Source organism: Aeromicrobium sp. SP1, from assembly GCF_055663785.1.
The window spans coordinates 1,746,842-1,772,200 of record NZ_JBQVVK010000001.1; the positions used below are offsets into that span (position 1 = coordinate 1,746,842).

The 25,359-nt window shown below is 71.5% G+C and carries 24 protein-coding genes; 12 read left to right on the plus strand and 12 right to left on the minus strand.

Features of this window, described 5'->3' with window-relative positions:
- Both ACT26F_RS08585 and ACT26F_RS08590 read left to right on the plus strand, forming a co-directional pair.
- Positions 1 to 1,206 carry an MFS transporter gene (locus tag ACT26F_RS08585; RefSeq protein WP_471670100.1) on the plus strand — a complete coding sequence of 402 codons (1,206 nt, stop codon included), beginning with the start codon at positions 1 to 3 and terminating at the stop codon, positions 1,204 to 1,206.
- A complete protein-coding gene (locus ACT26F_RS08590; protein WP_471670101.1) occupies positions 1,203 to 2,237 on the plus strand; it encodes an NAD-dependent epimerase/dehydratase family protein in 1,035 nt (344 codons plus the stop codon). The genes ACT26F_RS08585 and ACT26F_RS08590 overlap by 4 nt, the downstream gene beginning before the upstream one ends.
- 16 nt (positions 2,238 to 2,253) lie before the next feature.
- On the opposite strand, the gene ACT26F_RS08595 is transcribed toward ACT26F_RS08590, so the two are convergent.
- Positions 2,254 to 2,901, minus strand: coding sequence for a hypothetical protein (locus ACT26F_RS08595; RefSeq protein ID WP_471670102.1), 648 nt, complete (start codon positions 2,899 to 2,901; stop codon positions 2,254 to 2,256).
- A 162-nt stretch (positions 2,902 to 3,063) separates the two neighbouring features.
- Here ACT26F_RS08595 and ACT26F_RS08600 point away from each other — a divergent pair, with 162 nt between their 5' ends.
- Together ACT26F_RS08600 and ACT26F_RS08605 are read left to right on the plus strand one after the other, a co-directional pair.
- Positions 3,064 to 4,275, plus strand: a complete 1,212-nt coding sequence (locus ACT26F_RS08600) for an HNH endonuclease signature motif containing protein (RefSeq protein ID WP_471670103.1) — start codon at positions 3,064 to 3,066, stop codon at positions 4,273 to 4,275.
- 7 nt (positions 4,276 to 4,282) lie between these two features.
- Positions 4,283 to 4,663: a VOC family protein gene (locus ACT26F_RS08605; RefSeq protein ID WP_471670104.1), complete on the plus strand. Its 381-nt coding sequence runs from the start codon at positions 4,283 to 4,285 to the stop codon at positions 4,661 to 4,663.
- Here the strand turns inward: ACT26F_RS08605 and ACT26F_RS08610 are convergent.
- Positions 4,645 to 6,951: an FdhF/YdeP family oxidoreductase gene (locus tag ACT26F_RS08610; RefSeq protein ID WP_471670105.1), complete on the minus strand. Its 2,307-nt coding sequence runs from the start codon at positions 6,949 to 6,951 to the stop codon at positions 4,645 to 4,647. The two genes, ACT26F_RS08605 and ACT26F_RS08610, sit on opposite strands and share 19 nt — an antisense overlap.
- Positions 6,948 to 7,841 carry a formate dehydrogenase accessory sulfurtransferase FdhD gene (gene fdhD, locus ACT26F_RS08615; RefSeq protein ID WP_471670106.1) on the minus strand — a complete coding sequence of 298 codons (894 nt, stop codon included), beginning with the start codon at positions 7,839 to 7,841 and terminating at the stop codon, positions 6,948 to 6,950. The genes ACT26F_RS08610 and fdhD overlap by 4 nt, the downstream gene beginning before the upstream one ends.
- On the opposite strand from fdhD, the gene ACT26F_RS08620 reads away from it, so the two are divergent.
- Positions 7,840 to 9,726, plus strand: a complete 1,887-nt coding sequence (locus ACT26F_RS08620) for a Na+/H+ antiporter NhaA (protein WP_471670107.1) — start codon at positions 7,840 to 7,842, stop codon at positions 9,724 to 9,726. The two genes, fdhD and ACT26F_RS08620, sit on opposite strands and share 2 nt — an antisense overlap.
- 1 nt (position 9,727) lies before the next feature.
- Here the strand turns inward: ACT26F_RS08620 and ACT26F_RS08625 are convergent, their stop codons facing one another.
- Positions 9,728 to 10,432, minus strand: a complete 705-nt coding sequence (locus ACT26F_RS08625) for a ZIP family metal transporter (RefSeq protein ID WP_471670108.1) — start codon at positions 10,430 to 10,432, stop codon at positions 9,728 to 9,730.
- Between the two features lie 256 nt (positions 10,433 to 10,688).
- Positions 10,689 to 11,996 carry a cytochrome P450 gene (locus ACT26F_RS08630; protein WP_471670109.1) on the minus strand — a complete coding sequence of 436 codons (1,308 nt, stop codon included), beginning with the start codon at positions 11,994 to 11,996 and terminating at the stop codon, positions 10,689 to 10,691.
- A 166-nt stretch (positions 11,997 to 12,162) separates the two neighbouring features.
- Between ACT26F_RS08630 and ACT26F_RS08635 the strand changes: the two genes are divergently transcribed.
- Positions 12,163 to 13,200 carry an ornithine cyclodeaminase gene (locus ACT26F_RS08635; RefSeq protein WP_471670110.1) on the plus strand — a complete coding sequence of 346 codons (1,038 nt, stop codon included), beginning with the start codon at positions 12,163 to 12,165 and terminating at the stop codon, positions 13,198 to 13,200.
- On the opposite strand, the gene ACT26F_RS08640 is transcribed toward ACT26F_RS08635, so the two are convergent.
- Positions 13,201 to 15,513, minus strand: coding sequence for a glycoside hydrolase family 3 C-terminal domain-containing protein (locus ACT26F_RS08640; RefSeq protein WP_471670111.1), 2,313 nt, complete (start codon positions 15,511 to 15,513; stop codon positions 13,201 to 13,203).
- Positions 15,514 to 15,576: 63 nt separating this feature from the next.
- On the opposite strand from ACT26F_RS08640, the gene ACT26F_RS08645 reads away from it, so the two are divergent.
- Both ACT26F_RS08645 and ACT26F_RS08650 read left to right on the plus strand, forming a co-directional pair.
- On the plus strand, positions 15,577 to 15,960 hold the full coding sequence (locus ACT26F_RS08645) for an ArsR/SmtB family transcription factor (protein ID WP_471670112.1): 384 nt from the start codon (positions 15,577 to 15,579) through the stop codon (positions 15,958 to 15,960).
- A 26-nt stretch (positions 15,961 to 15,986) separates the two neighbouring features.
- Positions 15,987 to 16,964, plus strand: coding sequence for an SRPBCC family protein (locus ACT26F_RS08650; protein ID WP_471670113.1), 978 nt, complete (start codon positions 15,987 to 15,989; stop codon positions 16,962 to 16,964).
- A 6-nt stretch (positions 16,965 to 16,970) separates the two neighbouring features.
- Here the strand turns inward: ACT26F_RS08650 and ACT26F_RS08655 are convergent, their stop codons facing one another.
- Genes ACT26F_RS08655 through ACT26F_RS08665 form a run of 3 tightly spaced genes read right to left on the minus strand, consistent with a single transcriptional unit; the run spans position 16,971 to position 19,527 of the window.
- Positions 16,971 to 17,165 carry a hypothetical protein gene (locus ACT26F_RS08655; RefSeq protein WP_471670114.1) on the minus strand — a complete coding sequence of 65 codons (195 nt, stop codon included), beginning with the start codon at positions 17,163 to 17,165 and terminating at the stop codon, positions 16,971 to 16,973.
- A gap of 53 nt (positions 17,166 to 17,218) precedes the next feature.
- Positions 17,219 to 18,574 carry an MFS transporter gene (locus ACT26F_RS08660; RefSeq protein WP_471670115.1) on the minus strand — a complete coding sequence of 452 codons (1,356 nt, stop codon included), beginning with the start codon at positions 18,572 to 18,574 and terminating at the stop codon, positions 17,219 to 17,221.
- Positions 18,571 to 19,527: an alcohol dehydrogenase catalytic domain-containing protein gene (locus tag ACT26F_RS08665; RefSeq protein WP_471670116.1), complete on the minus strand. Its 957-nt coding sequence runs from the start codon at positions 19,525 to 19,527 to the stop codon at positions 18,571 to 18,573. Before ACT26F_RS08665 ends, ACT26F_RS08660 begins: the two co-directional genes overlap by 4 nt.
- A 38-nt stretch (positions 19,528 to 19,565) precedes the next feature.
- On the opposite strand from ACT26F_RS08665, the gene soxR reads away from it, so the two are divergent.
- Entirely contained in the window at positions 19,566 to 20,003 is a 438-nt protein-coding gene (soxR, locus tag ACT26F_RS08670; RefSeq protein WP_471670117.1) for a redox-sensitive transcriptional activator SoxR, read from the plus strand.
- Here soxR and ACT26F_RS08675 read toward each other — a convergent pair.
- Positions 20,000 to 20,908, minus strand: coding sequence for a carbohydrate kinase family protein (locus tag ACT26F_RS08675; RefSeq protein ID WP_471670118.1), 909 nt, complete (start codon positions 20,906 to 20,908; stop codon positions 20,000 to 20,002). The two genes, soxR and ACT26F_RS08675, sit on opposite strands and share 4 nt — an antisense overlap.
- A gap of 31 nt (positions 20,909 to 20,939) precedes the next feature.
- On the opposite strand from ACT26F_RS08675, the gene ACT26F_RS08680 reads away from it, so the two are divergent.
- Positions 20,940 to 21,287 carry a VOC family protein gene (locus ACT26F_RS08680; RefSeq protein ID WP_471670119.1) on the plus strand — a complete coding sequence of 116 codons (348 nt, stop codon included), beginning with the start codon at positions 20,940 to 20,942 and terminating at the stop codon, positions 21,285 to 21,287.
- A 12-nt stretch (positions 21,288 to 21,299) separates the two neighbouring features.
- Here ACT26F_RS08680 and ACT26F_RS08685 read toward each other — a convergent pair whose 3' ends face one another.
- Positions 21,300 to 21,770 (minus strand): MarR family winged helix-turn-helix transcriptional regulator, encoded by a 471-nt coding sequence (locus ACT26F_RS08685; RefSeq protein WP_471670120.1) that lies wholly within the window; start codon positions 21,768 to 21,770, stop codon positions 21,300 to 21,302.
- A 102-nt stretch (positions 21,771 to 21,872) separates the two neighbouring features.
- On the opposite strand from ACT26F_RS08685, the gene ACT26F_RS08690 reads away from it, so the two are divergent.
- Both ACT26F_RS08690 and ACT26F_RS08695 read left to right on the plus strand, forming a co-directional pair.
- Entirely contained in the window at positions 21,873 to 23,291 is a 1,419-nt protein-coding gene (locus ACT26F_RS08690) for an MFS transporter (RefSeq protein WP_471670121.1), read from the plus strand.
- Positions 23,288 to 24,184 carry a gamma-glutamylcyclotransferase gene (locus tag ACT26F_RS08695; RefSeq protein WP_471670122.1) on the plus strand — a complete coding sequence of 299 codons (897 nt, stop codon included), beginning with the start codon at positions 23,288 to 23,290 and terminating at the stop codon, positions 24,182 to 24,184. The genes ACT26F_RS08690 and ACT26F_RS08695 overlap by 4 nt, the downstream gene beginning before the upstream one ends.
- Here ACT26F_RS08695 and ACT26F_RS08700 read toward each other — a convergent pair.
- Positions 24,137 to 25,348 (minus strand): AGE family epimerase/isomerase, encoded by a 1,212-nt coding sequence (locus tag ACT26F_RS08700; protein WP_471670123.1) that lies wholly within the window; start codon positions 25,346 to 25,348, stop codon positions 24,137 to 24,139. The genes ACT26F_RS08695 and ACT26F_RS08700 overlap by 48 nt on opposite strands.
- Between the last annotated feature and the right edge of the window lie 11 nt (positions 25,349 to 25,359).

Below are 25,359 nucleotides of genomic sequence, written 5' to 3' on the forward strand. Positions count from 1 at the left end.
ATGACCACTCCCGCCACGGACCACACGACCGCGGTCCACCGCACCCGCTGGTTCGCCCTGGGCGCCTTCGCCCTGCTCGCGATGACGACCCAGCTGCTGTGGCTGACCTTTGCGTCGGTCACACCCCAGACCGCCGAGCACCTGGGCGTCTCGGAGGGGGCCGTCGGCGACCTCGCGGTGATCAACGCGGCCGTGTTCGTGCTGCTGGCGATCCCGACGGGCCGGTGGATGGACCGCAGCTACGAGCGGGCCCTGGCGGCCGGCGCGATCCTGACGGCGGGCGGCGCGATCGTGCGGGCACTCGGTCCGGACTCGTACGGCTGGATCCTCGTCGGGCAGGCGATCATGTCGATCGGCCAGCCGCTCGTGCTCAACGCGACGACGAAGATCGCCGCACGCTACTTCCCCGCCCACGAGCAGACGACGGCGATCTCGGTCGCGTCGGGCTCGCAGTTCGCGGGCATCCTCGTCGCGGTGCTGACGTCGTCGTGGCTCGTGGACCAGGGCGGGTTCGGGCTGCTGCTGACCGCGCACGCGGCGTTCGCCGTGGTCGCCGCGGCCGCGGTGCTCGTGTCGCTGCGCCTGCCGTCACACCCGACCGACGCGGTCGGCCGGGTGTCGTTGGGCTGGCTGAGGTCGGACACCCTGACGTGGAAGATGGCGGCACTGCTGTTCGTCGGCTTCGGCTCGTACAACGGCATCGCGACGTGGCTGGACTCGATCCTCGTCGACTTCGGGCACCCGAACCTGGCCGGCCCGGTGATCGCCGTCATGACGCTCGCCGGCATCGGCGGCGCGGCCGTCCTGCCCACGTTCGCCGCGTCGCGCGACGCCCGGCGCACGGTGGCCCTCGCGGCCACGGCGATCCTCGCGATCGTCATGGTCCTCCTGACCGTGACCCAGCCGCAGTGGCTCGTCTACGCCGGGCTCGGGCTCGTGGGGTTCACCCTGATGGGCACCCTGCCGGTCGTCCTCGACTGGTCCGAGGTGCACGTCGGACCGATTCGCGCCGGCACCGTCACGGGCCTGCTGCTCATGGCCGGCAACCTGGGCGGCGTCGCCGTCGTCCTCACGGTCCAGCTGGCGATCGGCAACCCCGTCGCCGCGCTCGTCGTGATGGCACTGTGGGCGATCCCCGGCTTCGCGGTGGCCCTGCTGCTCCCCCGGCACGCCGGCCGGCACGTCGAGACGGCTGATCCGCTGTGACCCGCGTCCTCGTCACGGGCGGCTCCGGCTTCGTCGCGAGCCACGTCGTGGCGCGCCTGCTCGACGAGGGCTACGACGTGCGCGCCACCGTCCGCTCCCTGGCGAACGAGGCGAAGACCGCGCCGCTGCGCGCACTCACGGCAGGCCGTCCCGGCACGTTGACGCTGTTCGAGGCGGATCTGTTGACGCCCGGGGCCTTCGACGAGGCGACGGAAGGTTGCGAGACCGTCTTCCACGTCGCGAGTCCCTTCCTCATGCCCGAACAGATCACGGACGGCGAGCGTGACGTGCTCGAGCCCGCACGGCTCGGGACGCGGCACGTGATCGACGCGATCGAGGCGACGCCGTCCGTGCGCCGGCTCGTCATGACGTCGACCGTCGGCGCGATCTTCGGCGACTACGTCGACGTCCCCGACCAGATGGGCGGCGTGCTGCGCGAGGAGTTCGTCAACACGACCAGCACGCTCGAGAACAACCCGTACCACTACGCCAAGACGGTCGCGGAGCAGTTGGCGTGGGACCTCCACGCGCGCCAGGACCATTGGTCGCTCGTGACGATCAACCCCGGTCTCGTGCTCGGTCCCGCGATCGCCGGGCCGTCGTCGTCGGGCAGCCTGTTCCTGCTGGACGAGCTGCTGCGCGGCGAGTTCTGGTACGGCGCCCCGAACTTCGCGTTCACGGTCGTCGACGTGCGCGAGGTCGCCACCGCGCACGTGCGCGCCGCCCAGCGACCGCACGCGCACGGCCGCTACATCCTGGCCCGGCCGGAGATGGCCTCGTTCCTCGACATGGCCCGGATCGTGCGCCGCGACCAGCCGCTGCGCCTGCGCGTGCCCGTCCTGCCCGTGCCCGACGCGGCGGTGCGCATCCTCGGCCCACGCTTCGGCCTGACGCAGGACTACATCGCCAAGCACCTCGGCATCCGCTTCACGGTCGACAACCGCCGCTCCGTCGACGAGCTGGGCATCACCTACCGCCCCCTCGCCGAGACCGTCCTCGACCACGACGCCGCCTGGCGCGCGCGCCGCTGACCCGACCGGAGCGGACTCAGTTGGTGAAGATCACGGAGGCGTGCTCGAAGCTGGGCGAGAACTCGTGGACCAGATCGGTCATCCCCTCGACACCGAAGCCGACCGTGTAGGTCACCGACTTGCCCGGCAGGACACTCGTCGACGGCGAGCCCTCGAGGCCCGACTCCGAGTCGAAGACCTCCTCGGCCTCCGTCCCCGCAGCGCTGACCGAGCTGGTCGACATCGACGGGTCGAACGGCTTCTCGGTGCCGTTCTTGATCGTGATCTCGAAGCTGACGTAGTGGGGGCTGTCCTCGACGGAAGCCCACTCCGAAGGCTTGAACTCCGCCGGCTTCGAAACGGTCACGGCGAGCCCGTCTTCGTAGGTGTACGTGTCACCGAAAGCCGTGGTGGCACTGGACGACGAACTCTCATCGGCGTCCTCGTCCTCAGCCGGTTCCTCGTCGGAGGAATCCTCGGGCTCCGAACCGATCCCGGAAAAGGCGTCCTCGAACGCGCTCGTGATGCGGTGGTTCTCGTAGAGCGTGCCGGCGAAGAAGCTGCCGACCATGAGGATCACCACGCCTGCCGCCGCTCCCACCAGCTTCCCGATCGAGCGCGATCGCCGGGGCTCCGCCGGGTTCGGGACGGGGTTGGTGCTGGTGCTGGCGCTGGGATCTGACATGGGTGATTCCTCGATGGGTGGGTCATTCGCGCGGGAGCCATCCCTCGCGAGGTCGTATTCGATGTGGCACGGATGAGACGGAGAAGTCGGCCGAACATGACGCCGGGCCGAGGCTGGAGGGAGTGAGGAATTCTGTCGGTGGGGCTCACTAGGTTGGGTGACATGGGTTCGGGGGTCGTGGCGCAGACGTGCGAGATCGTGCGTCGGGCGCGGGCGCAGGCGGAGTTCGCCGAGTGGGCGTTCGTCGCGAACCGTCACGCCGCTCAGGTGGCCAAGATCGACCGGACCGACGAGATCGTGCTGTCCAAGGAGTTGGCGCGCCGTGAGGTGACCCTCGACCTGGCGCAGGCGTTGCACGTCAGCGAGAACCGGATCTGGGCGATGATCCACGAGGCCGAGGCGATCCGCGCACGGGTGCCGGGTGTGTGGGATGCGTTCCGGGACGGTGACCTGGACGCGGACCGGGTCGCGGCGATCGCGCAGACCGCCGACCGGCTCGCCCGCCGTGATTCGTGGACCCTGCTGGAGCACAGTGCTCCGGAGTACGCGGCGACGCACACGGTCGCCGAGTTGCGGGCCTGGTTGCGCCGGTTCCGGGCCCGGATCGAGCCCGACGAGGTCGACATCGAGACCGCGCAGGCCGTCGACCAGCGACGGGTGTCGGTGACCCACAACGACGACGGCACCAGCTGGTTGAACGCGCTGCTGCCCACCGGGGTCGCGATCGCCGTCGGCGACCGACTCCGCCGTGCGGCGAAGGCACTGCCCAAGCACGATCCCGAGACCGGTGAGCGGGACCGGCGCACCCGGGACCAGAAGCAGGCCGACCTGGTCGGCCACTGGCTCACCAGCTGCACCGCCACCGAGACCGACATCCGCGCCGAGATCGCCATCAGCATTCCCGCCACCGACCTGATCGGGCTCACCGACGGGCCCGGGATCACCCGCGACGGCGACGAAGCCGTCACCGCCGACTGGGTCCGCGAACTCGCCCAGTCCGAACACACCGTGCTCCGGCGGTTGGTGCTCGACCCAGTCGGACAGGTCCTCGACACCACGATCCTGGCCTACCGACCACCCGAATCACTCAGGCAAGCCCTCCGATGGCGCGACGGCACCTGCCGCGTCGCCGGCTGCCGCGCCCCCGTCCACGACACCGACCTCGACCACGAACTCGCCTACGACTCCGGCGGCCACACCACCGGCAGCAACCTCAGATGCCTGTGCCGAAAACACCACAACATGAAGAGCCACGGCCACCTCGACGACCGCCACCTCGACACGCCCTACCGGCACATCGAGCGCTACCTGCCCTGTCCACCGATCATCATCGAACTCGACCTCGTCGACCCGAACCGACCACACGCCGCATAGTGGGCACATGTCCGACCTGACGGTGACCGACGTCCGACCGTTCGTGCCCGCGCGGGACTTCGAGACCTCGCGGGAGTTCTACCGCGAGCTGGGCTGGAACGAACTGTGGAGCGACGACGGCCTCGCGCTGATGTCGCTCGGAGGCAGCCAGCTGATGCTCCAGGACCGCTACGTGAGTCAGTGGGCCGAGAACTGCATGCTCACGGTGGAGGTGCGCTCGGCACAGGCCTGGTTCGAGCGGGTCTCGGGCGTCCTCGCCGCACGCGACCACGGCGGAGCCAGGGTCGCCGAGCCGACGGACGAGGGCTGGGCCATCGTCACCCACGTCTGGGACCCCAGCGGAGTGCTGCTGCACTTCGCGCAGTTCCCTCAGTCGCGGGACGCCTGACCGGCCGCGCGCTCGATGCGGACCACGACCGCCTTGGAGACCGGCGTGTTCGAGCCGCGCGCCGTGGAGTCCAGCGGAACCAGCACGTTCGCCTCGGGGAAGTAGGCCGCGACACAGCCCCGGGCCGTCGGGAAGGCGACGGCGCGAAACCCCCGCAGCTCCCGATCGGGCTGGCCGGGCCACTCGCTGAACACGTCGATCGCGTCGCCGTCGGCCAGACCACGGCCGGCGAGGTCGTCGGGATGGACGAAGACGACGTCGCGACCGCTCTTGACCCCGCGATACCGGTCGTTGCGGCTGTAGATCGTGGTGTTGAACTGGTCGTGCGAGCGCACCGTCTGCAGCAGCAGGCGTCCCTCGGGGACGGTGAGCGGCTCGAAGCGGTTGGCGGTGAACATCGCCCTGCCGGTCGCGGTGTCGAACGTGCGCGAGTCGCGTGGGCCGTGCGGCAGGACGAAGCCGCCGGGCGACGTGACCTTGCGCTCGTAGTCGTCGCAGCCCGGGACGACGCGGCTGATGTGTCGGCGGATCGTGCCGTAGTCGGCCTCGAACCCGCGCCAGTCGATCCCGTGCCGACCGCCGAGCGTGGCGGCAGCGAGCCGGCTCACGATCGCGACCTCGGACAGCAGCGTGTCGGCCACCGGTTCGACGCGCCCACGCGAGGCGTGCACCGCGCACACCGAGTCCTCCACCGTGACGAACTGGTCGCCCGACGCCTGCCGGTCGATCTCGGTGCGCCCGAGGGTCGGCAGGATCAGCGCCGCCTCCCCCGTCACCCCGTGCGACCGGTTGAGCTTCGTCGAGATCTGCACCGTCATCGCGGTGCCGCGCAGTGCCGCCTCGGCCGCGGCGGTGTCCGAGATCGCCGACACGAAGTTGCCGCCGAGCGCCATCCAGAACCGGACGTCCCCGCGCTGCATCGCCCGGACCGAGTCCACGGCGTCGAGGCCGTGCTCGCGCGGGGGCTCGAAGTCGAACTCCGCGGCGAGGCTGTCGATGAACCAGTCGGGCATCCGCTCCCAGATGCCCATCGTGCGGTCGCCCTGGACGTTGCTGTGCCCGCGGATCGGCGAGAGTCCCGCGCCGGGCCGGCCGATGTGCCCGCGCAGCAGCATCAGGTTCACGATCTCCTTGATCGTGTCCACCGCCTGCTTGTGCTGGGTCAGCCCCATCGCCCACGTCACGATCACGCGGTCGGCGGCGAGGTAGCGGGCGGTGAACTCGTCGATCTCGGCACTCGTGAGCCCCGTCGCGGCGAGGACGTCCTCCTCGCGCAGGCCGGCGAGGTTGGCGCGCAGGTCGTCGAACCCGCTCGTGTACCGCTCGACGAAGTCCCCGTCGAGCACCGTCCCGGGCGCCGCGTCCTCGGCCGCCAGCACGCGCTTGGACACGGCCTGCAGCAGCGGTCCGTCACCGCCGAGCCGGATCTGGCAGAACTGGTCGGCGATCGTCGTGCCCTTGCCGAGCACGCCGCGCACCGTCTGCGGGTTCTTGAAGCGAATCAGGCCGGCCTCGGGCAGCGGGTTGACCGCGACGATCGACGCTCCCGCTCGCTTGGCGTCCTCGAGCGCCGACAGCATCCGCGGATGGTTCGTGCCCGGGTTCTGGCCCAGCACGATGATCAGGTCGGCCTTGGCGAAGTCGTCGTACGTGACGGAGGACTTGCCGATGCCGATCGTCTCGATGAGGGCACTGCCGGTCGACTCGTGGCACATGTTCGAACAGTCCGGCAGGTTGTTCGTGCCGAAGGCGCGGACGAACAGCTGGTACGCGAACGCGGCCTCGTTGGACGCGCGACCCGACGTGTAGAACGACGCCTGGTCCGGTGAGTCGAGTCCGTTGAGTGCCTGCGCCGCCAAGGCGAACGCCTCGTCCCACGACACCGGCCGGTAGTGGTCCTCACCCGGAGCCTTGAAGACCGGTTCGACGAGGCGCCCCTGCTGGCCGAGCCAGTACTCGCTGCGGCCCGCGAGCTCGTCCACCGAGTGCTCGGCCCAGAACTCGCGAGGGACCGTGAGCGGCGTGGCCTCCCACGTGACCGCCTTCGCGCCGTTCTCGCAGAACTCGGCGCGATGACGATGCCCCGGATCCGGCCACGCGCAGCTCATGCAGTCGAAGCCGTCCTGCTGGTTGAGCTTCGTGAGCAGCTTCGCGGTCCGGGCGAGCCCCATGCCGCTCAGCGCGGGCCGCATCGCGTGGAGGACGCCCGGCAGGCCCGCGGCCCAGTGCTTGGTCCCGGTGACCTCGATGTCGTCGTCGTTGGGGTCGTCGACGAGCGGCCTCCTCACGACTCCTCCACGCGATCGGGTCGCGAGTACACGACCATCGAGCTGCCGCGCAGGAACCCGACGAGCGTCAGTCCCGCCTCGTCGGCGAGGTCGACGGCCAGCGACGACGGCGCCGACACCGCGGCGAGGACCGGGATGCCCGCCATCGACGCCTTCTGCGCCAACTCGAACCCGGCCCGCCCGGAGACCATCAGGACGGTGCCCGGCAGCGGAAGCTTGTCGTTCTCCAGGGCCCAGCCCACGACCTTGTCGACCGCGTTGTGCCGACCGACGTCCTCGCGGACGACGAGGCGCTCGCCCGTGCGCCCGTCGAAGAGGCCTGCGGCGTGCAGCCCGCCGGTGCGGTCGAACACCGCCTGCGACTCGCGCAGCAGGTCGGGCAGGGTCGCGAGGACGTCGGTCGAGACGCGCAGGGCGTCGGCCGAGACGTCGAAGGACGACTTCGTGCGCACGGCCTCGATGCTCGTCTTGCCGCACGTGCCGCACGCCGACGACGTGAAGCCGTGCCGGTCGAGCGCGAGGTCCGCGACGGGCACGTCGGCCGTCACCTGCACGTCGAGCACGTTGTACGTGTTCACGCCCTCGTCCGTGGCGCCGGCGCAGTAGCGCGCCGAGACGACCTGGTCGCGGCGCGAGACGACCCCCTCGGACACCAGGAAGCCGAGGGCCAGTTCGACGTCGTGGCCCGGCGTGCGCATCGTGACGGCGAGCGGACGTCCGTCGAGCCTGATCTCCAGCGGCTCCTCCAGGACGAGCCGGTCCTCGCGCACCCGCGAGCCCGATCCCGCCTCGATGCGGGTCACCTTCCGCCTGACCGTTCCGCGTCCCATTTCGTCATCATGCCCCAGACGGAGGAACAGAACCGGCCCGCGCACCGTTCGCACCAGCATGGGACTTGTGGACCGGCTGCGTGCCCGCGACGACCGATCCGTCCGGATCGGCGGCGATGCGATGTCGGCGCTCACCCGGAACGAGTCGTTCAGCGCGCTCATCCTCGTGGCGACGGTCCTCGTCGCGACCGTGTGGGCGAACCTGGGCGACTCGTACGAGGAGTTCTGGACCACCGACCTGACGTTCGCGTTCGGCGGGCACAGCTCCGCCCATGCTCTGCGTGAGTGGGTCAACAGCGGCCTCATGACGCTGTTCTTCGTCGTGATCGGCCTGGAGGCACGGCGCGAGTTCGACCTCGGCGACCTGCGCGACCGCCGCCGGCTCGTGACCCCCGTCGTGACGGGTCTGCTCGCGATGGCGGTCCCCGCGGCGATCTACCTGCTCGTGACCGCAGGCTCTCCCGAGGCCGCGCACGGCTGGGGCGTCGCGATCTCGACCGACACGGCCTTCGCCCTGGGCTTCGTGGGCCTGCTCGCCGGCGAGGGGGCCGGTCGCCTGCGGGTGTTCCTGCTGACGGTGCTGGTCGTCGACGACCTCGTCTCGGTCCTCGTCGCGGCGGTCGTGTACTCGGACGGCATCGACGTGTCGCGGATCCTGCTCGCCGCCGCGGTCTTCCTCCTGTTCGCGCTGACCCTGCGCGCCGGGATCGACCAGCCGCTGCTCTACGCGGTGATGGGCTTCGCGGTGTGGGCGTGCCTGTTCGGGTCCGGGATCGACCCCGTCCTGGCCGGACTGGCGATCGGCCTCCTGGCCGCCGCGCACCCGCCGCGGCGCGAGGCGCTCGAACGCGCCACCACGACGTTCCGGGTGTTCCGCGAGGAGCCGACCGTGGACCTGGCCCGGACCGCCACCGACGCCGTCACCGCGACGCAGTCGCCGAACGACCGGCTCCGCCGCTTCTACCTGCCCTGGACGAGCCTCGTGATCGTCCCCCTCTTCGGGCTCGCCAACGCCGGGGTCCGGCTCGTCGACGGCGGCCTCACGCACGCCCTCGGGTCGGTCATCACGTGGGGCATCGTCGCCGCCTTCCTCGTCGGCAAGCCGCTCGGCTACGGCGTCGCGACGGTGGTCCTGCGCCGCATGTCGGGCGGCTCCGGGCCGGCCCCGGTGGGTGGTCTGGGCATGTTCGCGGTCGGCATCGTGGCGGCGGCGCCGTTCACGCTGTCCCTGCTCATCGCCGACCGCGCGCTCACGGGCGTCGCGCTCAACGACGCCAAGTCCGGGATCCTGCTGGCCCTGACCGGCTCGCTCGCCCTGACGAGCCTGGCGTTCCGCGGTATCGGCCGGCTCGACCCGAGCGCACGAGCCCGGGCGATGCAGGGTGACGGACTCGTCCTGTCCGACCTGTGCACTCCCGTCGAGGAGGGCGTCGACCACGTCCGCGGGGCGGCTGACGCCGACGTCACGATCGTCGAGTACGGCGACTTCGAGTGCCCGCACTGCGGACGGGCCGAGCAGGTCGCGCGCGAGGAGCTGGCCCTCGACGACCACGTCCGCTACGTCTGGCGGCACCTGCCCCTGCACGAGGTCCACCCCCGCGCCCAACTGGCCGCCGAGGCGTCCGAGGCCGCCGACGCACAGGGCGCGTTCTGGGCGATGCACGACGTGTTGCTCGACGACCAGGACGACCTGTCGCGCGATGATCTCGTGGCGCACGCCGGCGACCTCGGACTCGACGTGGAGCGCTTCACCGCCGACCTCGACTCCGGGACCTTCGCCGCACGCGTGCAGCGCGACCTCGACTCGGCAGACGCGGGCGACGTCGCCGGCACGCCGACGTTCTTCGTGAACGGTCGGCGCCACTACGGCGGCTACGACATGGCGTCGATCCGCACGGCCGTCGAGGATGCCCGCGCCCGGGTCCTGGCCGGACGCGCGTCCTGAGTCACGCGAGCAGGGAGAGCCCCGCCGCCACCGCGAAGCCGACGACGGTCGCGAGGCCGGCGTAGTCCTTCGCCTTCTCGCGCGCCTCGGGCACCATCGAGTCGATCAGCATGACGAGCAGCGCTCCCGCGGCGAATCCGTCGATCGCGGCACGGGTCGAGTCGCCCACGTCGGCGGCCGCGGCGCCGGCCACGGTGGCCAGGGCGCACAAGGTCGCGACGACGGCCCACAGTCCGATCACGCGCCGACGGGACTCCCCCGCGGCGAGCATGTCCGAGGACGAGCCGATCGCCTCGGGCAGGTTGGACACGAAGATGGCGACGAGCAGGGCGGCACTGACGCCGCCACCGGTCGCCAGTCCGATGCCCAGGACGGCCTGCTCCGGGATGCCGTCGAGGAAGGCACCCAGGGCGAGCGAGACGCCCGCACCACCACCGGCCGACCTGGCTCCTGCGCGCTCGAGCACGCGGTTGGCGGCGAAGAACGACACCGCGCCCACCGCGAGTCCGACCACGAGGGGAACGGCACCGCCGACGTCGAACCCCTCCTCGGCCAGCTCGAAGGAGATGCTCGCGATGAGCGCGCCGGCGCCGAAGGCCAGCACGATGCCGATGACGGAGTCAGGCCACTGGCGCGCGCAGGCGAGCAGCGCACCGAGTACGAGCGACGAGGCGGCGATGGAACCCCAGAGCACGGCGTCCAGCATGGGACGACCCTAGGTGAGGTTGGCGCCCCCGCATTCGGGGGGATGCGCGGGGGCACCAACTCACTTGACAGACGGCTCGGCTGGGGGACCGAGCACTCCCTCCCGGCAACGTCGTGTGGTGTGCCACGCGTGCCGTTGGAACAAAAGTACATGGCCGGTACACAAGCGCGCCTAGCTTTTATTGAAAGAGTGTTTCCAAAGTCGGGCGACTGCTGACGTTCCAGGGAAAAATCGCGCGAATCGTTCTGACTCGGTGTCAGTTAGGGTGCGCGAGTCGGGCTGGGAGCGTGGCGAAGCCGCGCAGGATCCTGGTGGGACGGGGGCGCGCTCCGGGGAGCAGTCGCACGTCGGGGAACCGCTCGAAGAAGGCGCGCAGTCCGACCTCCCCCTCCATGCGGGCCAGCGAGGCGCCGAGGCAGTAGTGGCGCCCCGACGAGAAGGCGACGTGATCGCGGGCGTTCTCGCGCGTGACGTCGAAGCGGTGCGGGTCGGGAAAGACCTCGGGATCCCGGTTGGCGCCCGCGAGCACGGTCGTGACGATCTGGCCTGCGCCGAGCGGCTTGCCGTCGACGGACGTGTCGGTCGTGCACACGCGGCCGGTGAGCAGGACCGGCGGGCTGAACCGCAGGATCTCCTCGACCGCGTTGGGCCACAGGTCGGGATCGGCCTGCAGCAGCTTGAGCTGGTCGGGGTGGTCGCGCAGCAGTGCGATGCCGCTCCCGAGCAGGTTCACGGTCGTCTCGAAGCCGGCGGCCAGCACGAGACCCGCGGTGGCCTTGAGCTCGGTCTCGGTCAGGCCCACTCCCTCGTCCTGGGCGCCGACGAGTTGGCTGAGCAGGTCATCGCGGGGCGCGGCCCGGGTCTCGCGCACGTGGTCGGTGAGCCACGCGTCGAACTCCGCGAGCGCCTGCTCGACCTCCCGATACGCACGCCACGACAGGCCGATGTCCAGGCTGGCACCGGCCCTGGTGCCGAAGCCCAGCACGAGGTCGCGGTCCTGCAGCGGCACCCCGAGGATCTCGCTGATGACCGTCACCGGCAGGGGCCCGCAGTACGCCGCGACGAGGTCGACCGGCTCGGTCGGGTCGAGACCGTCGAGCAGGTCGGCGGCGATCTGCTCCGTCCGCGATCGCAGGTCCTCGACGGCGCGGGCCGAGAACACGCGGGTGACGAGCTTGCGATAGCGCGTGTGGTCCGGCGGCTCGGTGACGAGCATCGACGGCGGCTTGACGGGGCTCAGGTGCTCGCTCGCGGACCAGTCACTGATCCGGCCGAGCATGCCCTCGATCCGTGCGGGCACCCCGGCCTTGAAGTCGGCCCCGGCGAGCACCTCCTTGACCGCCGCGTGCGACACCGTGATGGCGCCGAGCGGCGAGCGCACCGTCGGCCCGGCGGCGCGGATCTGCTCGACGAGCTCGATGGCCTCGGCCTCGGTCGTGCCCGCCATGTCGGTGATGAGGCGACCCTGGAGGTTGCCGCGCTTCGACGCACGCTGCAGCACCAGGCGCGGGATCTCGTGCCCGACGGCCCAGTGCACGAACGGCTTCACGCGTTCGACCAGCATGGAGGCAACCTACCGGCCCGCGTGCCGCTCGTCACGCCCTCGATTCGTTGCGCCAGAGCGCACCTGATGCAACGTTTCCTCGTCAGATCCGCAACGAATGACGATTGTTTGCACGATCGCCGGTGCGTAGCGTGGGAAACACACACTCTACGACGGAGCTGCGCCGATGACCCACGTTCCCTTCCTCGATGTCGCCGGCACCGTCCGCTGGATCCACCAGCACGGCGCCGAGGCGATCATCGCGGGCATGACCGACGCGATCGAGGCCGACTTCCGGCGCTGGCCGGAGTTCGACAAGACGCCGCGCGTCGCCTCGCACTCGAGCGACGGGGTCATCGAGCTGATGCCGACGAGCGACGGCGTGCAGTACGGGTTCAAGTACGTGAACGGTCATCCCGCGAACCCCGTACGCGGCTTCCAGACCGTGACCGCGTTCGGCGTGCTGGCCGACGTGCTCTCGGGCTACCCGACCTTCGTCGCCGAGATGACGTTGCTGACGGCACTGCGGACCGCCGCCACGTCGGCGATGGCGGCCCGGCACCTGGCCCGACCGGACGCGTCGGTGATGGCGATGATCGGCACGGGGTCGCAGTCGGAGTTCCAGGCGCTCGGGTTCCGGGCCGCCCTCGGCATCCGCACCCTGCGGATCTGGGACGTCGACCCCGCCGCGATGGCGAAGTTCGTCCGCAACGCCGAGCCACTCGGGTTCGACGTGTACGTCGCGTCGAGCGCCCACGATGCCGTGCACGGGGCCGACGTGATCACGACCTGCACCGCGGACAAGCAGCGCGCGATCGTGCTGACCGACGAGATGGTCGCGCCGGGCGTGCACGTCAACGCGATCGGCGGCGACTGCCCAGGCAAGACCGAGCTCGACCCGCGCATCCTGCAGCGGGCGGACGTCTTCGTCGAGTTCCCCGAGCAGACCCGGATCGAGGGCGAGATCCAGGCGATGCCGGCCGACTTCCCGGTCACCGAGCTGTGGCAGGTCGTCACCGGCTCCGCCCGCGGCCGCACGGCTCCCGCACAGGTGACGGTCTTCGACTCCGTCGGCTTCGCGATCGAGGACTTCGCGGCGCTGACCTACGCGCACCGCTCCGTCACCGGGACCGACCTCGTGTCCTGGCTCGACCTCGTGGCCGAGCCGGCCGATCCGAAGGACCTGTTCGGCCTCACGGCCGGCGCCCTCACCGCGACCCGGTGATCAGCGGCGCCGGGCCGCGTTCAGCACCGCGAGTGCGCGGTCGAGGGTGTCGAGGCTGATCCGCCCGCCGGACGTGGCGGCGATGCCGCGCAGGGGCATCTGGCCGATGACGGCGTTCATCATGTCCGCGTTGACGCCCTCGCCGACGTCGATGTCCTTCGTCGCGAGCTTGAGCAGCACCGAGTGCAGCCGCGCGCCGAGCCACGTCTCGCCGAGGTCGGCGATCGAGGAGTCGGTCGTGAACGGCACGAGGGGCGTGGGCGGCGGCACGGGCCGGCCCAGCAGCGCCCCGAACTCCGCCTCGGTCGCGATCGGACCGGCGGGCGCCGGCACCGCGTGCACGCGGTCGTCGGAGTCGACGTCGATCGTCTCGCGCAGCCGGACGTCGCGGGACGAGAGCCCGATCCGCAGCTCGTACACCCCCGCCTCGACCTTCCAGTCCGCGTCCTGCACGTCGTACACCGCGAAGGCGCGGCGGCCGAGGTCGAGCGTGACCAGTCCGGTGTCGCCCGCGTCGAGGCGCACCTTCGCGAACGCCTTGAGCTCCTGCTCGGGTCGCGCGAGCGTGCTCGACGGCTGGTGGAGATAGAGCTGGACGACCGTCGCGCCGGCGCGCGACCCCGTGTTCGTCACTCGGACGGTGACCGCCCGGTCCACGCCGGACCCGGCGATCGCGAGGTCGCTCAGCTCGAACGTCGTGTAGCCGAGCCCGTGCCCGAAGCAGAACCGCGGGGCGATCCCCCACGTGTCGTGGAACCGGTAGCCCACGTGGTGCGCCTCGCGGTACTGCACCTGGGTGGGGTGGTTCGCGAAGTTCGCGTGGGACGGCAGCTCCAGTCCCGAGACCGGGATGCTCTCGGCGAGCCGGCCGCCCGGCTCGACGTCGCCGGCCAGGACGTCCACGAGCGCCGCGCCGCCGGCCTGTCCACCGAGGTAGGACTCGACGAGCGCGGCCGGCCGGTCGGCCCACGGCAGCTCGACGGGAGCCCCGTTGACGAGCACGACGACGGTCCGGTCGTTGGCGGCGAGCACGGCCTCGACGAGGGCGTCGTGCCCCGCGGGAAGCCGCAGGTGCGTGCGGTCGATGCCCTCCGACTCGTAGCTCGCGGGCAACCCCACGACGACGACCGCGACGTCGGCGGCGCCCGCCGCGGCGCGGGCGGCGGCGAGGTCGGCGGACGTGGTCTCACCCGTCGCCGGGTCGTAGCCCGGCACGTAGTCGACCGCGTCGTCGCCGAAGCGCTCCCGGAACGTCGTCAACGCCGTGTCGAGCCGGGTCGGGTTGACCAGAGAGCTGCCTGCGCCCTGGTACCGCGGCGTCTCGGCGAACGCGCCCACGAGGGCGATCCGGCCCGCACCGGCGAGCGGCAGGATCCCGTCGTTCGTCAGCAGCACGGTGGCGGCGGCCGCCGCACGCCGGGCGAGCGCATGGTGCGCGTCGAAGTCGACCGTGACGACGCCGCGCGCGGCACGCTCGGCGGCCACCCGTCGAGCCAGCGCGACGACGTGGGCGTACGCGGCGTCGAGGTCGGCCTCGGCCAGTTCGCCGCCCTCGATCGCCTGCGCTACGCGTTCGTCCCACAGCCCCTTGCTGCCCGGCATCTCGAGGTCGAGTCCGGCATGCAGCGAGACGGGCCGGTCGGCGACGGCGAGCCAGTCGCTCATGACCAGTCCGTCGAAGCCCCATTCGTCGCGCAGGATCTGCGTGAGCAGGCGGTGCGACTCCCCCGCGTGCTCGCCGTTCACGAGGTTGTAGGCGCTCATGACGGTCCACGGTCGGGACTCGGTGACGGCGATCTCGAAGCCGGTGAGGTAGATCTCGCGCAGCGTGCGCTCGTCGACGATCGTGTCGAGCCGCATGCGGTCCGACTCCTGGTTGTTGACCGCGAAGTGCTTGACGCACGCGCCGATGCCCTCGGACTGGACTCCCCGCACGAGAGCCGCGGCCGCCCTACCCGACAGCAGCGGATCCTCCGAGAAGTACTCGAAGTTGCGTCCACCCGCGGGGTGTCGCTTGATGTTCAGTCCCGGACCCAGCAGCACGCCGACGTCCTCGGCGGCGGCCTCACGTCCGAGCGCCGCCCCGATCTCCTCGAGCAGGTCGACGTCCCACGTCGCGCCGAGTCCCGCGGCGGGCGGGAAGCACGTCGCCGGGACGGACTCCCCCAGGCCGATGTGATCGGCCGAGCCGAGCTGTTTGCGCAGACCGTGCGGACCGTCCGTCAGCATGAACGACGGCGCGCCCTCGGTCGCCTCGGTGTTCCAGAAGTCGCGACCCGACACCAGCCGGATCCGGTCCTGCCTCGTGGCCATGCGGCGAGCGTATCCCCGGAAGACCCTTGACACCCGTCGTCGGTCGGCCTAACGTACAACCAAATGGTTGTAGAACACACGAAGCTCAGCGACTCCGAGGTCGACCGGATCTTCCACGCCCTCGCCGACGCGACGCGCCGCGACATCGTGCGGCGGACCCTCGTGGGCGAGGCGTCGGTATCCCGACTCTCCGAGTCCTACGCCATGTCGTTCGCCGCGGTGCAGAAGCACGTGGCCGTGCTGGAAGGGGCCGGGCTCGTGACGAAGCACCAGAACGGCCGCGAACGGCTCGTCCGCGGCAACCCCGAGGCGATCGGCCGGGCCCAGCGCCTGCTCGACGAGTTCGAACAGCTCTGGCGGGAGCGGATCGACCGCCTCGACGCCCTGCTCGACGAAGACACCCTGCACGACGAAGACAACCTGCACGACGAAGACACCCTGCCCTGACTCCATCCACCGGAAAGGCCAGCATCATGCCCATCACATCTGTCACCAAGGACACCGAAGCCCTGACGATGACCGTCGAGGCCCAGTTCCCGCACCCGGTTCGCCGGCTGTGGGACGCCTACGCCGACCCGCGCCAGCTGGAGCAGTTCTGGGGACCCGAGACCTGGCCGGCCAAGTTCACGCGCCACGACATGGCCACCGGCGGCGAGTCGCACTACGCCATGACCGGTCCCGAGGGCGAGCAGAGCGCCGGCTACTGGAAGTTCCTCGCCGTCGACGAGGGCCGCTCGTTCGAGGTCGAGGACGGCTTCGCGAGCGAGCCCGGCGTGCCGAACACGAACATGCCCTCGATGCGCATGGTCTTCTCGTTCGAGCCCACGGACACGGGCTCGAAGGTCACCACGACGACGCACTTCAACTCCGTCGAGGAGCTTCAGCAGTTGATCGAGTCGGGCATGGAGGAAGGCATGAAGTCGGCCATGGGCCAGATGGACGCCGTGCTCGACGACCTCGCGACGTTCGCCGCGGACGCGGCCGTCATCGCGCAGGAGCTCGACGACACGCACGTGCGGGTCAGCCGCGTCATCCGCGGCCCCGTCGAGCAGGTGTGGCGCGCCCACCACGAGCCCGAGCTGCTGCAGCGCTGGCTGCTCGGCCCGGACGGCTGGAACATGCCGGTGTGCGAGGTCGCGACCGAGGTCGGCGACACCTACACGTACGAGTGGCAGCAGGTCGACGGCGACGCCCGGTTCGGCTTCACGGGCGAGTTGCTCGAGTCGGCGGCCCCGACGCGCGAGGTCACGACCGAGCGCATGGTCGGCACCGACGGCCCCAGCACCCGCAACGAGCTCACCCTCACGCCCGTCGAGGGCGGCACCCTGCTGTCGCTGCTGATCACCTACCCGAGCCGCGAGCTGCGCGACCAGATCCTGGCCACCGGCATGACGGACGGGATGGAGACCAGCTACGCCAGGCTCGAGCGTGAGGTGCTCGTCCCGGCGTGAGGTCGATCAGGCGAGGGTCGCGAGCACCTGGGGAACCAGGGCGGTGCGGCCCTCGCGCTCGGCGATCAGGGTGACGGCCTCGACGTCGTAGTCGTGGGCCAGCGTCGTGGCGCGCACCAGGTCGTCGTCGGCGACGGCGAGGTTGACGGCCTCGATGTAGTGGGAGTGCATGACGTTCAGTTCTTCGAGCAGCGTGGTCATACTTCAATGGTGACGACTCGAGGTGCCCGACAACGAATATTTTGACTGTGATTTCAGTGACGTGACGGGGGTCGCAGTCGTCCGGCCAACGGCACCGCGCCGGCCGCGAGCAGACCCGCGACGAGGACCAGCAGCATCGCGCCTCGACCCGGGTCGGTCGCCGCGAAGGCCGCGAACAGCGCGGCGCCGAGCGCGAGCACGCACGACTGCACGAGGGCGTCGTTCAACTGCAGGTCCGAGGACACCCGACCGGCCTCCCCGTCCCCCGCCGTCGCCAGCGCGAGCACCGACAGGGTCGAGAACGCCATGCCGATCCCCAGGCCCGCGAGCGCCCAGGCGACGACGGGCACCGCGAGCGGCACGACGGGCCAGCCGGCGGTCGCCGCCGCCCCCGCGCCGAGCGCCAGCATCGTCGCGCCGAGCCACACCCGCAACGGCTCGTCGGACAGTCGCGGCACGTGGGCGGCGAGCTGGGCGCCGAGGCACCACGCGACGGCACCCGAGGTCAGCACCAGTCCGGCCTGCGAGAGGCTCAGGCCGCGCTCGGTGATCAGCAGCAGCGGCACGTACGCCTCGGCGCCGGCGAAGGCCGATCCGATCAGGGCCCGGGACACGAGCACGGCCGGCAGACCCGGTGCCGCACGCCACACCCCGCGCGGCAGCAGGCGGCCGGCCGCGACGCCCGCCACCAGGACTCCCACGGCGAGCAGCGCCCACCAGCCGTCGACGTCGCGCTGGCCGCCGATCGCGAGCAGGAGCACTCCCCCGGCCGCCAGCCCGGCCCAGCCGAGTCGGCCCCAGTCCACGGCGACCGCCGCATCGCCCGAGGCCATCGGCGCCGTACGGACCATGAGCCACGCGACGAGCGCGACGAACGGCACCGCGAGGAACACCCAGCGCCAGCCGACGGCATCGGCGACGAGGCCGGCCACGAGGGGCCCGACGAGCGCCGGCAGGACCCACGCCGCGGTGAGCACGGCGAAGACACGGGGCCGCATCGCCGCCGGGTACGCCTCGGCGACCACGACGTAGAGCGCCACGCCGATCAGTCCGCCACCGAGACCATGCACGACGCGGCCGACCAGGAAGACCGGCATCGACGGCGCGAGACCCGCCACGACGACGCCGAGACAGAACACGAGAACGCCCAGCACGAGCCCGCGAGACGCGCCGTTCCGGTCGATCCACCGCCCCGCGACGGAGACCGCCACGACGGTCGACGCCAGGGGCGCCGCGAAGGCCAGGGCGTAGAGCGACAGTCCGTCCAGTTCCGCGGCGACGTCGGGCATGACGGTCGCGACCGCGAGCGCCTCGAACGCGAACAGGAAGGCGAGCGAGAACACACCGACGGTCGTCCGCAGGTACGGCCGCGTCCAGGGGGACGCGACCGTCGTCGCCGGTGCCGTCATCGGGCCGCCACCGACAGCACGACCTTGCCGACGGACGTCCCGGTCTCGAGCGCGCGATGGGCGTCCGCCGCCCGATCGAGCGGCAAGGACGTCCCGACGGACGGCACCCGGGTGCCGTCGGCCCCCCGGTCGAGCGCCTCGTCCTCGAGGGCACGGATCCCACCTGGCCGTGCGAACATCGCGGGTCCGAGAACCTCGACCACGGCGCCGCGCTGATCGTCGTACTCCACCTCGCCGCCGGACCATCCGTAGCGCACGAGCCGGCCGCCCGGCGCGAGGGCATCGAACAGGTGCCGGCCGACGTCACCGCCGACGCCGTCGAGGACGAGCGTGGGAGCCACGGCCAGTCCCTCGTACCAGCGCGGTTCGAGCCGGTCGAGGACGACGTCGGCGCCGTAACGCCGCGGTACGTCGAGCTTGCCGGAGGAGGTGATCGCGACGGTCCGAGCGCCCACGGCGCGAGCGGCCTGCACGAGCAGGACTCCGAGGCCTCCCGCGGCGGAGGTCACCGCCACGACGTCGTCGCTCGTGGGTGCGGCCAGGGCCAGGATGCCCGCAGCCGTGCGGCCCGTGCCGATCGCCGCCACCGCCACGGCGTCGTCGAGACCGGCGGGGATCTCGTGGAGGCGTTCGGCCTCGGCGATCGCGAGCTCGGCGTATCCCCCGCTGCGGGGCCCGAGGTGGACCACCACCCGTCGGCCCAGCCAGTCCCGTGCGACGTCCGCACCGACCGCGTCGACCACACCGGCGACCTCGCGCCCGGGAGTCGTCGGCAGCTCCGGGCGTCCGATGGCACCGAAGTCGCCTCCCGCCCGGATCGTCGTGTCGATCAGGTGGACTCCGGCCGCGCGGACGGCGACCCGGACCTCGCCGGCGCCGGGCTGTGGGTCGGCGACGACCTCCAGCCGCAGCACGTCGGCGGCTCCGAACTCGTGATGGCGAATCGCATGCATGACCACGATTCAACAACCTCAAGTATGGTTGAGGTCAAATGACGGTCATGCTGACTCCCGGCCAGGTGGCGGAGCGCTCCGGTGTCGCGATCTCCGCGCTGCACTTCTACGAGCGCGAGGGACTGATCGACAGCGAGCGCACCGCCGGCAACCAGCGCCGCTACCACCGCGAGGTGCTGCGCCGGATCGCGTTCATCCGCACGGCCCAGCGCGTCGGGATCCCCCTGGCCGACGTGGGCGAGGCGCTGGCGACCCTGCCGGCGAGCCGCACGCCGACGAAGGCCGACTGGACACGACTCTCCCGCCGCTGGCGACACGACCTGGACGAGCGGATCGCGAGGCTCGAGCGGCTGCGCGACGACCTCGACGGCTGCATCGGCTGTGGCTGCCTGTCATTGAGGTCGTGCCGCCTGCAGAACCCGGACGACACCCTCGGCGACGCGGGAACGGGCCCGCGGATCCTCGATCCGGTCTAGAGCTCCTCGGCCCACGGCGGATTCGCCCCGGCGCGCGACACCGTGATCGCGGCGACGCGCGCGCAACGCTCGACGATGCCCCGTACGGTGTCCGCGTCGATCGCGCGCAGGTCGTCACGCCGGTCCGCGCCGAGCAGGTCGGCCGACCACAGCCCGTCCAGCAACGCGCCCATGAACGAGTCGCCGGCGCCGACGGTGTCGACGACCTCCACCTCCGCGGCGCCGACCTCGACCCGGACCCCGGTCGCGGTGATCGCGAGCGCCCCTTCGCCCCCGCGGGTCAGCACCACGAGGGCAGGCCCGCTGGCAGCCCATGCGGCCAGCACCTCCTCGGGCGTCCGCCCCGGCTCGAGCCACTCGAGGTCCTCGTCGCTGGCCTTGACGACGTCGGCGAGGCCGACCAGGTCATGCACGCGGTCGCGGACCTCGTCCGGCGAGCCCATGATCGCCGGACGCAGGTTCGGGTCGTACGTGATCGTGCTCGTGGGCCGGAGTCCGGCCAGCAGTTCGACGACGGCGGCGCCTCCGGGCTCCAGCGTCGTGGCGATCGATCCCGTGTGCGCGACCACGGGAGCCTGCTCCGGCCTCCATTCGGGCACCTGCCACGCGAGATCGAACGTGTACGAGGCGGAGCCGTCGTCGCCGATCCGGGCGAGGGCGACGGGCGTGCGCTCCGCGTGCCCACCGTGCACCGTGACCCGCGACGCCTCGAGATGCTCGACGACCCGGCGCCCGTGCGCGTCGTCGCCGAGCCACGTCAGCAGGTCGACGGGGCGGCCGAGCCGACCGAGCCCGATCGCGACGTTCGCCGGGCTGCCGCCCGGGTGCTCCTCGTGGGCGCCGTCGGGACGTTCGACCGCGTCGACGAGCGCCTCGCCGACCACCAGTGCACGGGGTGCGCTCATGAACGCAGGCTAGTCCGTCACGATGGGATTCATGGAACGAGTGATCGGCATCGGCGGCTACTTCGTCCGCGCGACGGACCCCGCCGCACTGACGGACTGGTACCGCGACTGTCTCGGCCTCGACCCGGCCGATCTGTGGCACCCGGAACCCGGCGTGACCGTCTTCGCGGCCTTCGAGTCCGACTCGGACTACTTCGGCTCGCCGGAGCAGCGGATCATGCTCAACTTCCGGGTGCGCGACCTCGACGCGATGCTGGCCCAGCTGCGCGACAAGGGCGCGGACGTGTCCGACGAGATCCAGGAGATGGAGGGCATCGGCCGCTTCGGCTGGGTCACCGATCCCGCGGGGAACCGCATCGAGCTTTGGCAACCGGTCTGAGCCCGGACAGCGTCACTCCGGGTCGGCGTCGGCGTCGGCCTCGCGGCGGACGCCGGCGCTGAACGCCTCGACGAAGGTCTCCAGCTCGCGGGCGAACCGCTCGCGATCGCGGGCGGGGATCGCCTCCAGCCCCTCCTCGAACAGACCCAGACCGTAGTCGAGGTCCTCCCGGAATCGTGACAGGCCGTCCTCGGTCGCCGTGAACACCGCCGCGGCCTGCCCCGGGTCCTTGCTGCGCTCGAGCAGGCCCGCACGCAGAGCCGCGTTGACCTGGCGGTTCACGGTCGACTGCTCGAGCCGCAGCGCCTCGGAGATCTCCCGGAGCGTGCGCGGCGCGGCGTCGGCGAGCAGCCACATGAGGCGCTGGTCGGCCGCGCCGAGATGGGCGCGCGACTCCACGATGCGCCGATACCGTTCGAACTCGCTGAAGGTCGCCGCCAGACGGAGTCCGGCCGGGCGGTCAGAGCCGCGTGTGACGCCCATCACCACCTCCTGAATTGGTCCCGGGGAGCGTTCATGTGTATCTTACATACATTGGATGTGTAGGTTACACATCCCTCCCCCACTCTTCGGAATCAGGAATCCATGTCTCGTCGCGTCTCGCCTGCCGTGGTGATCGCCGTGCTCTGCTTCGGCAGCCTGTGCGGCGCACTCATGCAGTCCCTCGTCATCCCCATCCAGTCCGAGCTGCCGTCGCTGCTCGGCACCGAGCCCGGCAACGCGTCCTGGGTCGTCACCGCCACGCTGCTCGCCGCCGCGGTCACGATGCCCGTGTCCGGCCGGCTCGCCGACATGTACGGCAAGAAGCGCGTCCTGGCCGTCTCGGCCGCGATCCTCGTGGTCGGCTCGCTCGTCGTCGCGCTGTCCAGCACGCTCGCTCCCGTCCTCGTCGGCCGCGCGCTGCAGGGTGTCGCGATGGGCTACATCCCCGTCGCGATCAGCCTCGTGCGCGAGATCGCACCCGACCACCTCAAGGCCGGTGCCGTCGCGGCGGTCAGCGCGACCCTCGGCGTCGGCGGCGCGCTCGGCCTGCCGCTCGCCGCGTGGATCGCGGACCAGTGGAACTGGCACGCCCTGTTCTGGGTCTCCACCGGTCTGGCCGCGATCGTGCTGCTGCTGACGGTCGTCCTCATCCCGAACGTCCACGACGCCCACCCGGCCCACATCGACCTGGTCGGCATCATCGGCCTCGCGGTCGGCCTCTGCTCGGCGCTCATCGGCGTCTCGAAGGGGTCGGAGTGGGGCTGGGACTCGGGCCGGACGATCGGTGCGATCGTGTTCGGCGTCGCGGTCCTGCTCGCGTGGGGCTGGTACGAGCTGCGGCACCACGATCCGCTCGTGGACCTGCGCACGACCGCGCGCCGTCCCGTCCTGTTCACGAACCTGGCCTCGCTGCTGATCGGCTTCGGCATGATGGCCCAGTCGATCGTCGTCCCGCAGCTGCTCGAGATGCCCACGGCCACGGGCTTCGGACTCGGCCAGTCGATCATGCACGCCGGCCTGTGGATGGCCCCCGCCGGACTCATGATGATGCTCTTCGCGCCGGTCTCCAGTGCGCTCATCAACCGCCAGGGCGCGCGGATCACCCTCGTGATCGGCGCCGTCGTGATCGGCTCGGGCTACCTCGTCGCGCTCGCGCTGATGGACGCGCCGTGGCAGCTCATGGTCGCCTCGTGCGTCGCCTCGGCCGGTGTCGGCATCGGCTACGCGGCGATCCCCACGCTGATCCTGGACAACGTCCCGGACTCCGAGGCCGGCTCGAGCGTCGGCGTGAACGCGCTCATGCGATCGGTCGGCACGACCGTGGCCGGCGCCGTCATGGCCGCGATCCTGACGAGCCGCACGATGGAGTTCGCGCCGGGCGTCGAGATCCCGAGCATGGACGCGTTCCAGCTGTGCTTCCTCGTGGGCGCCGCGGCGGCCTTCGGTGGCGCGCTCATCACGCTGCTCGTCCCGCGCCAGCGCGAGGAGGCCACGGCCGTCGCCGCTACCGTGGCTGCGTGACCTCGACCGACCCACGCAGGCTGCCGTTCTTCGTGTACGGCAGCCTGCGTGACGGCGGTGGGAACGTCCACGCGTGGCCGGCGGGCGCCATCGCCCACAGCCGCACCGCCTTCCTCGACGGAGCCAGCATGAGCGCCGTCGAGTTCCCGTACGTGTGGCGCACCGAGACCGGCGCGGTCCGCGGCGAGCTCAAGGACATCCACCCCGAGTCGTACGAGGCGACGCTGCGATCGCTCGACGACCTCGAGGGCTACGCGGGGCCGGGCGCTCACGACAACCACTACGACCGCGAGGTCGTCCAGGTCCGCCTCGAGGACGGCTCGACCACCGAGGCGTGGGTCTACCTCGTGGACGAGTCCACGGGCGGCGCGCACCCGCCGGTGCCCTCGGGCGACTGGCACGACCACACGGTGCGCCCGTCCGGACGCGCGGACACCGCCTCACGGGTGATCCCGGCGCCGGTCGACGTCGTGTTCGCCGCGCTCGTGGATCCCACCGCGCTGGAGGCGTGGCTGCCGCCCGCGGGGATGACCGGGCGGGTGGAGCGGTTCGAGCCGCGCCCGGGCGGTGCCTTCCGGCTCGTGCTGACGTACGACGACCCGACCGGCGCGCCGGGCAAGTCGACCGACGACTCCGACGTCGTCGAGGGCCGGATCGTCCAGATCGTCCCGGGACACCGGCTCGTGTGGACGACCGACTTCGTGTCCGACGATCCGGCGGTCGCCGGCCGGATGACGATGACGTGGCGGGTCACCCTGGCCGAGGGCGGCACGCTCGTCGAGGTGCGCGCCGACGACGTCCCGCCCGGGATCTCCGCCGAGGACCACGCCACGGGCATGGCCGCGTCACTGGCGAACCTGGCCGCCTTCCTGGGCGAGCGCACTCACGAGTGACGGGGCCAGCGGCAGTCGTGGGATGAGCGTCGCCTGCACCGCGTGGTACAGGTCGGACTTGCCGCCCCACACCGTGCTCGACGGCATCAGGTCGGGTCCCAGCTCGTGCCACCACGAGCCGTCCACCCGGTCGACGAAGTGCGCGTCGACGTGCTCCCACCAGGCTCGCTCGAGCCCGGCGTACCGCGGGTCGGACGTCGCCCGGCGCAGCGCCGCCGCGGCACCGAGCGCCTCGGCCACGACCCAGTGCATCCGCTCACGCACGACGGGCGCTCCGGACCAGTCCACCGTGGAGACGAAGCCGTCCGTGCCGTCGGCCGACCAGCCGTCGCGCACCGACACGTCGAACAGCGCGATCGCGTCGTCGAGCAGCCAGGCCGGCGGCTCCTCCCCCAGCGCCTCGAGCGCAGCCCGCGCATGCAGCGTGAGCCTCGCCCACTCGAACCCGTGCCCGATCGTCGCGCCGAAGGGTCGGAACGGATGGGCCGGCTCGTCGACGTTGTAGTCCGGCAGCGGGTTCCAGTGCGCATCGAAGTGTTCGGGCAGCCGCCAGCCGTTCTCGCGGGCGAAGCCGTGCACGACGCGTGTCGTGATCCGCACGGCGCGGTCCAGCCAGCGCCGGTCGCCCGTCACGTCGGCGGCGGCGAGATAGGCCTCGACGGTGTGCATGTTCGCGTTGACCCCGCGGTAGTCGTCGCACCGCTCGAACGCTCGGTCCCACTCCTCGACGACCATCGCGGCGTCCTCGTCCCAGAAGTGCCGGTCGCTCACGGCGAGCGCCTCGTCGAGCAACGCGCTCGCCCCGGGCCGCCCGGCGACCGTGGCGCTGCTGGCCGCGAGGATCACGAAGGCGTGCGGGTAGGCGGCCTTCGTCGTGTCGAGCGGAGTGCCGTCGGCGGCGACCGACGCGAACCAGCCGCCGAACTCGCGATCGGCGAACAGTTCCGTGATCGCCGCGAGGCCGTGGTCGACGACCTCGGCACTGCCGGCATGCCCGAGCAGGTGGCCGATCGCGTACACGTGCGTCATCCGGCACGCGATCCATAGCTCCATCGGGCCGTCGGTCGGCGCGCCGCGTGCGTCCAGCGCGGCGAACCCGCCGTCCGGCAGTACGGCCGCGTGGCCGAACTCGAGCAGTCGTTCCGTCTCGGACGTCAGGTCCATGCCCAGCAGCC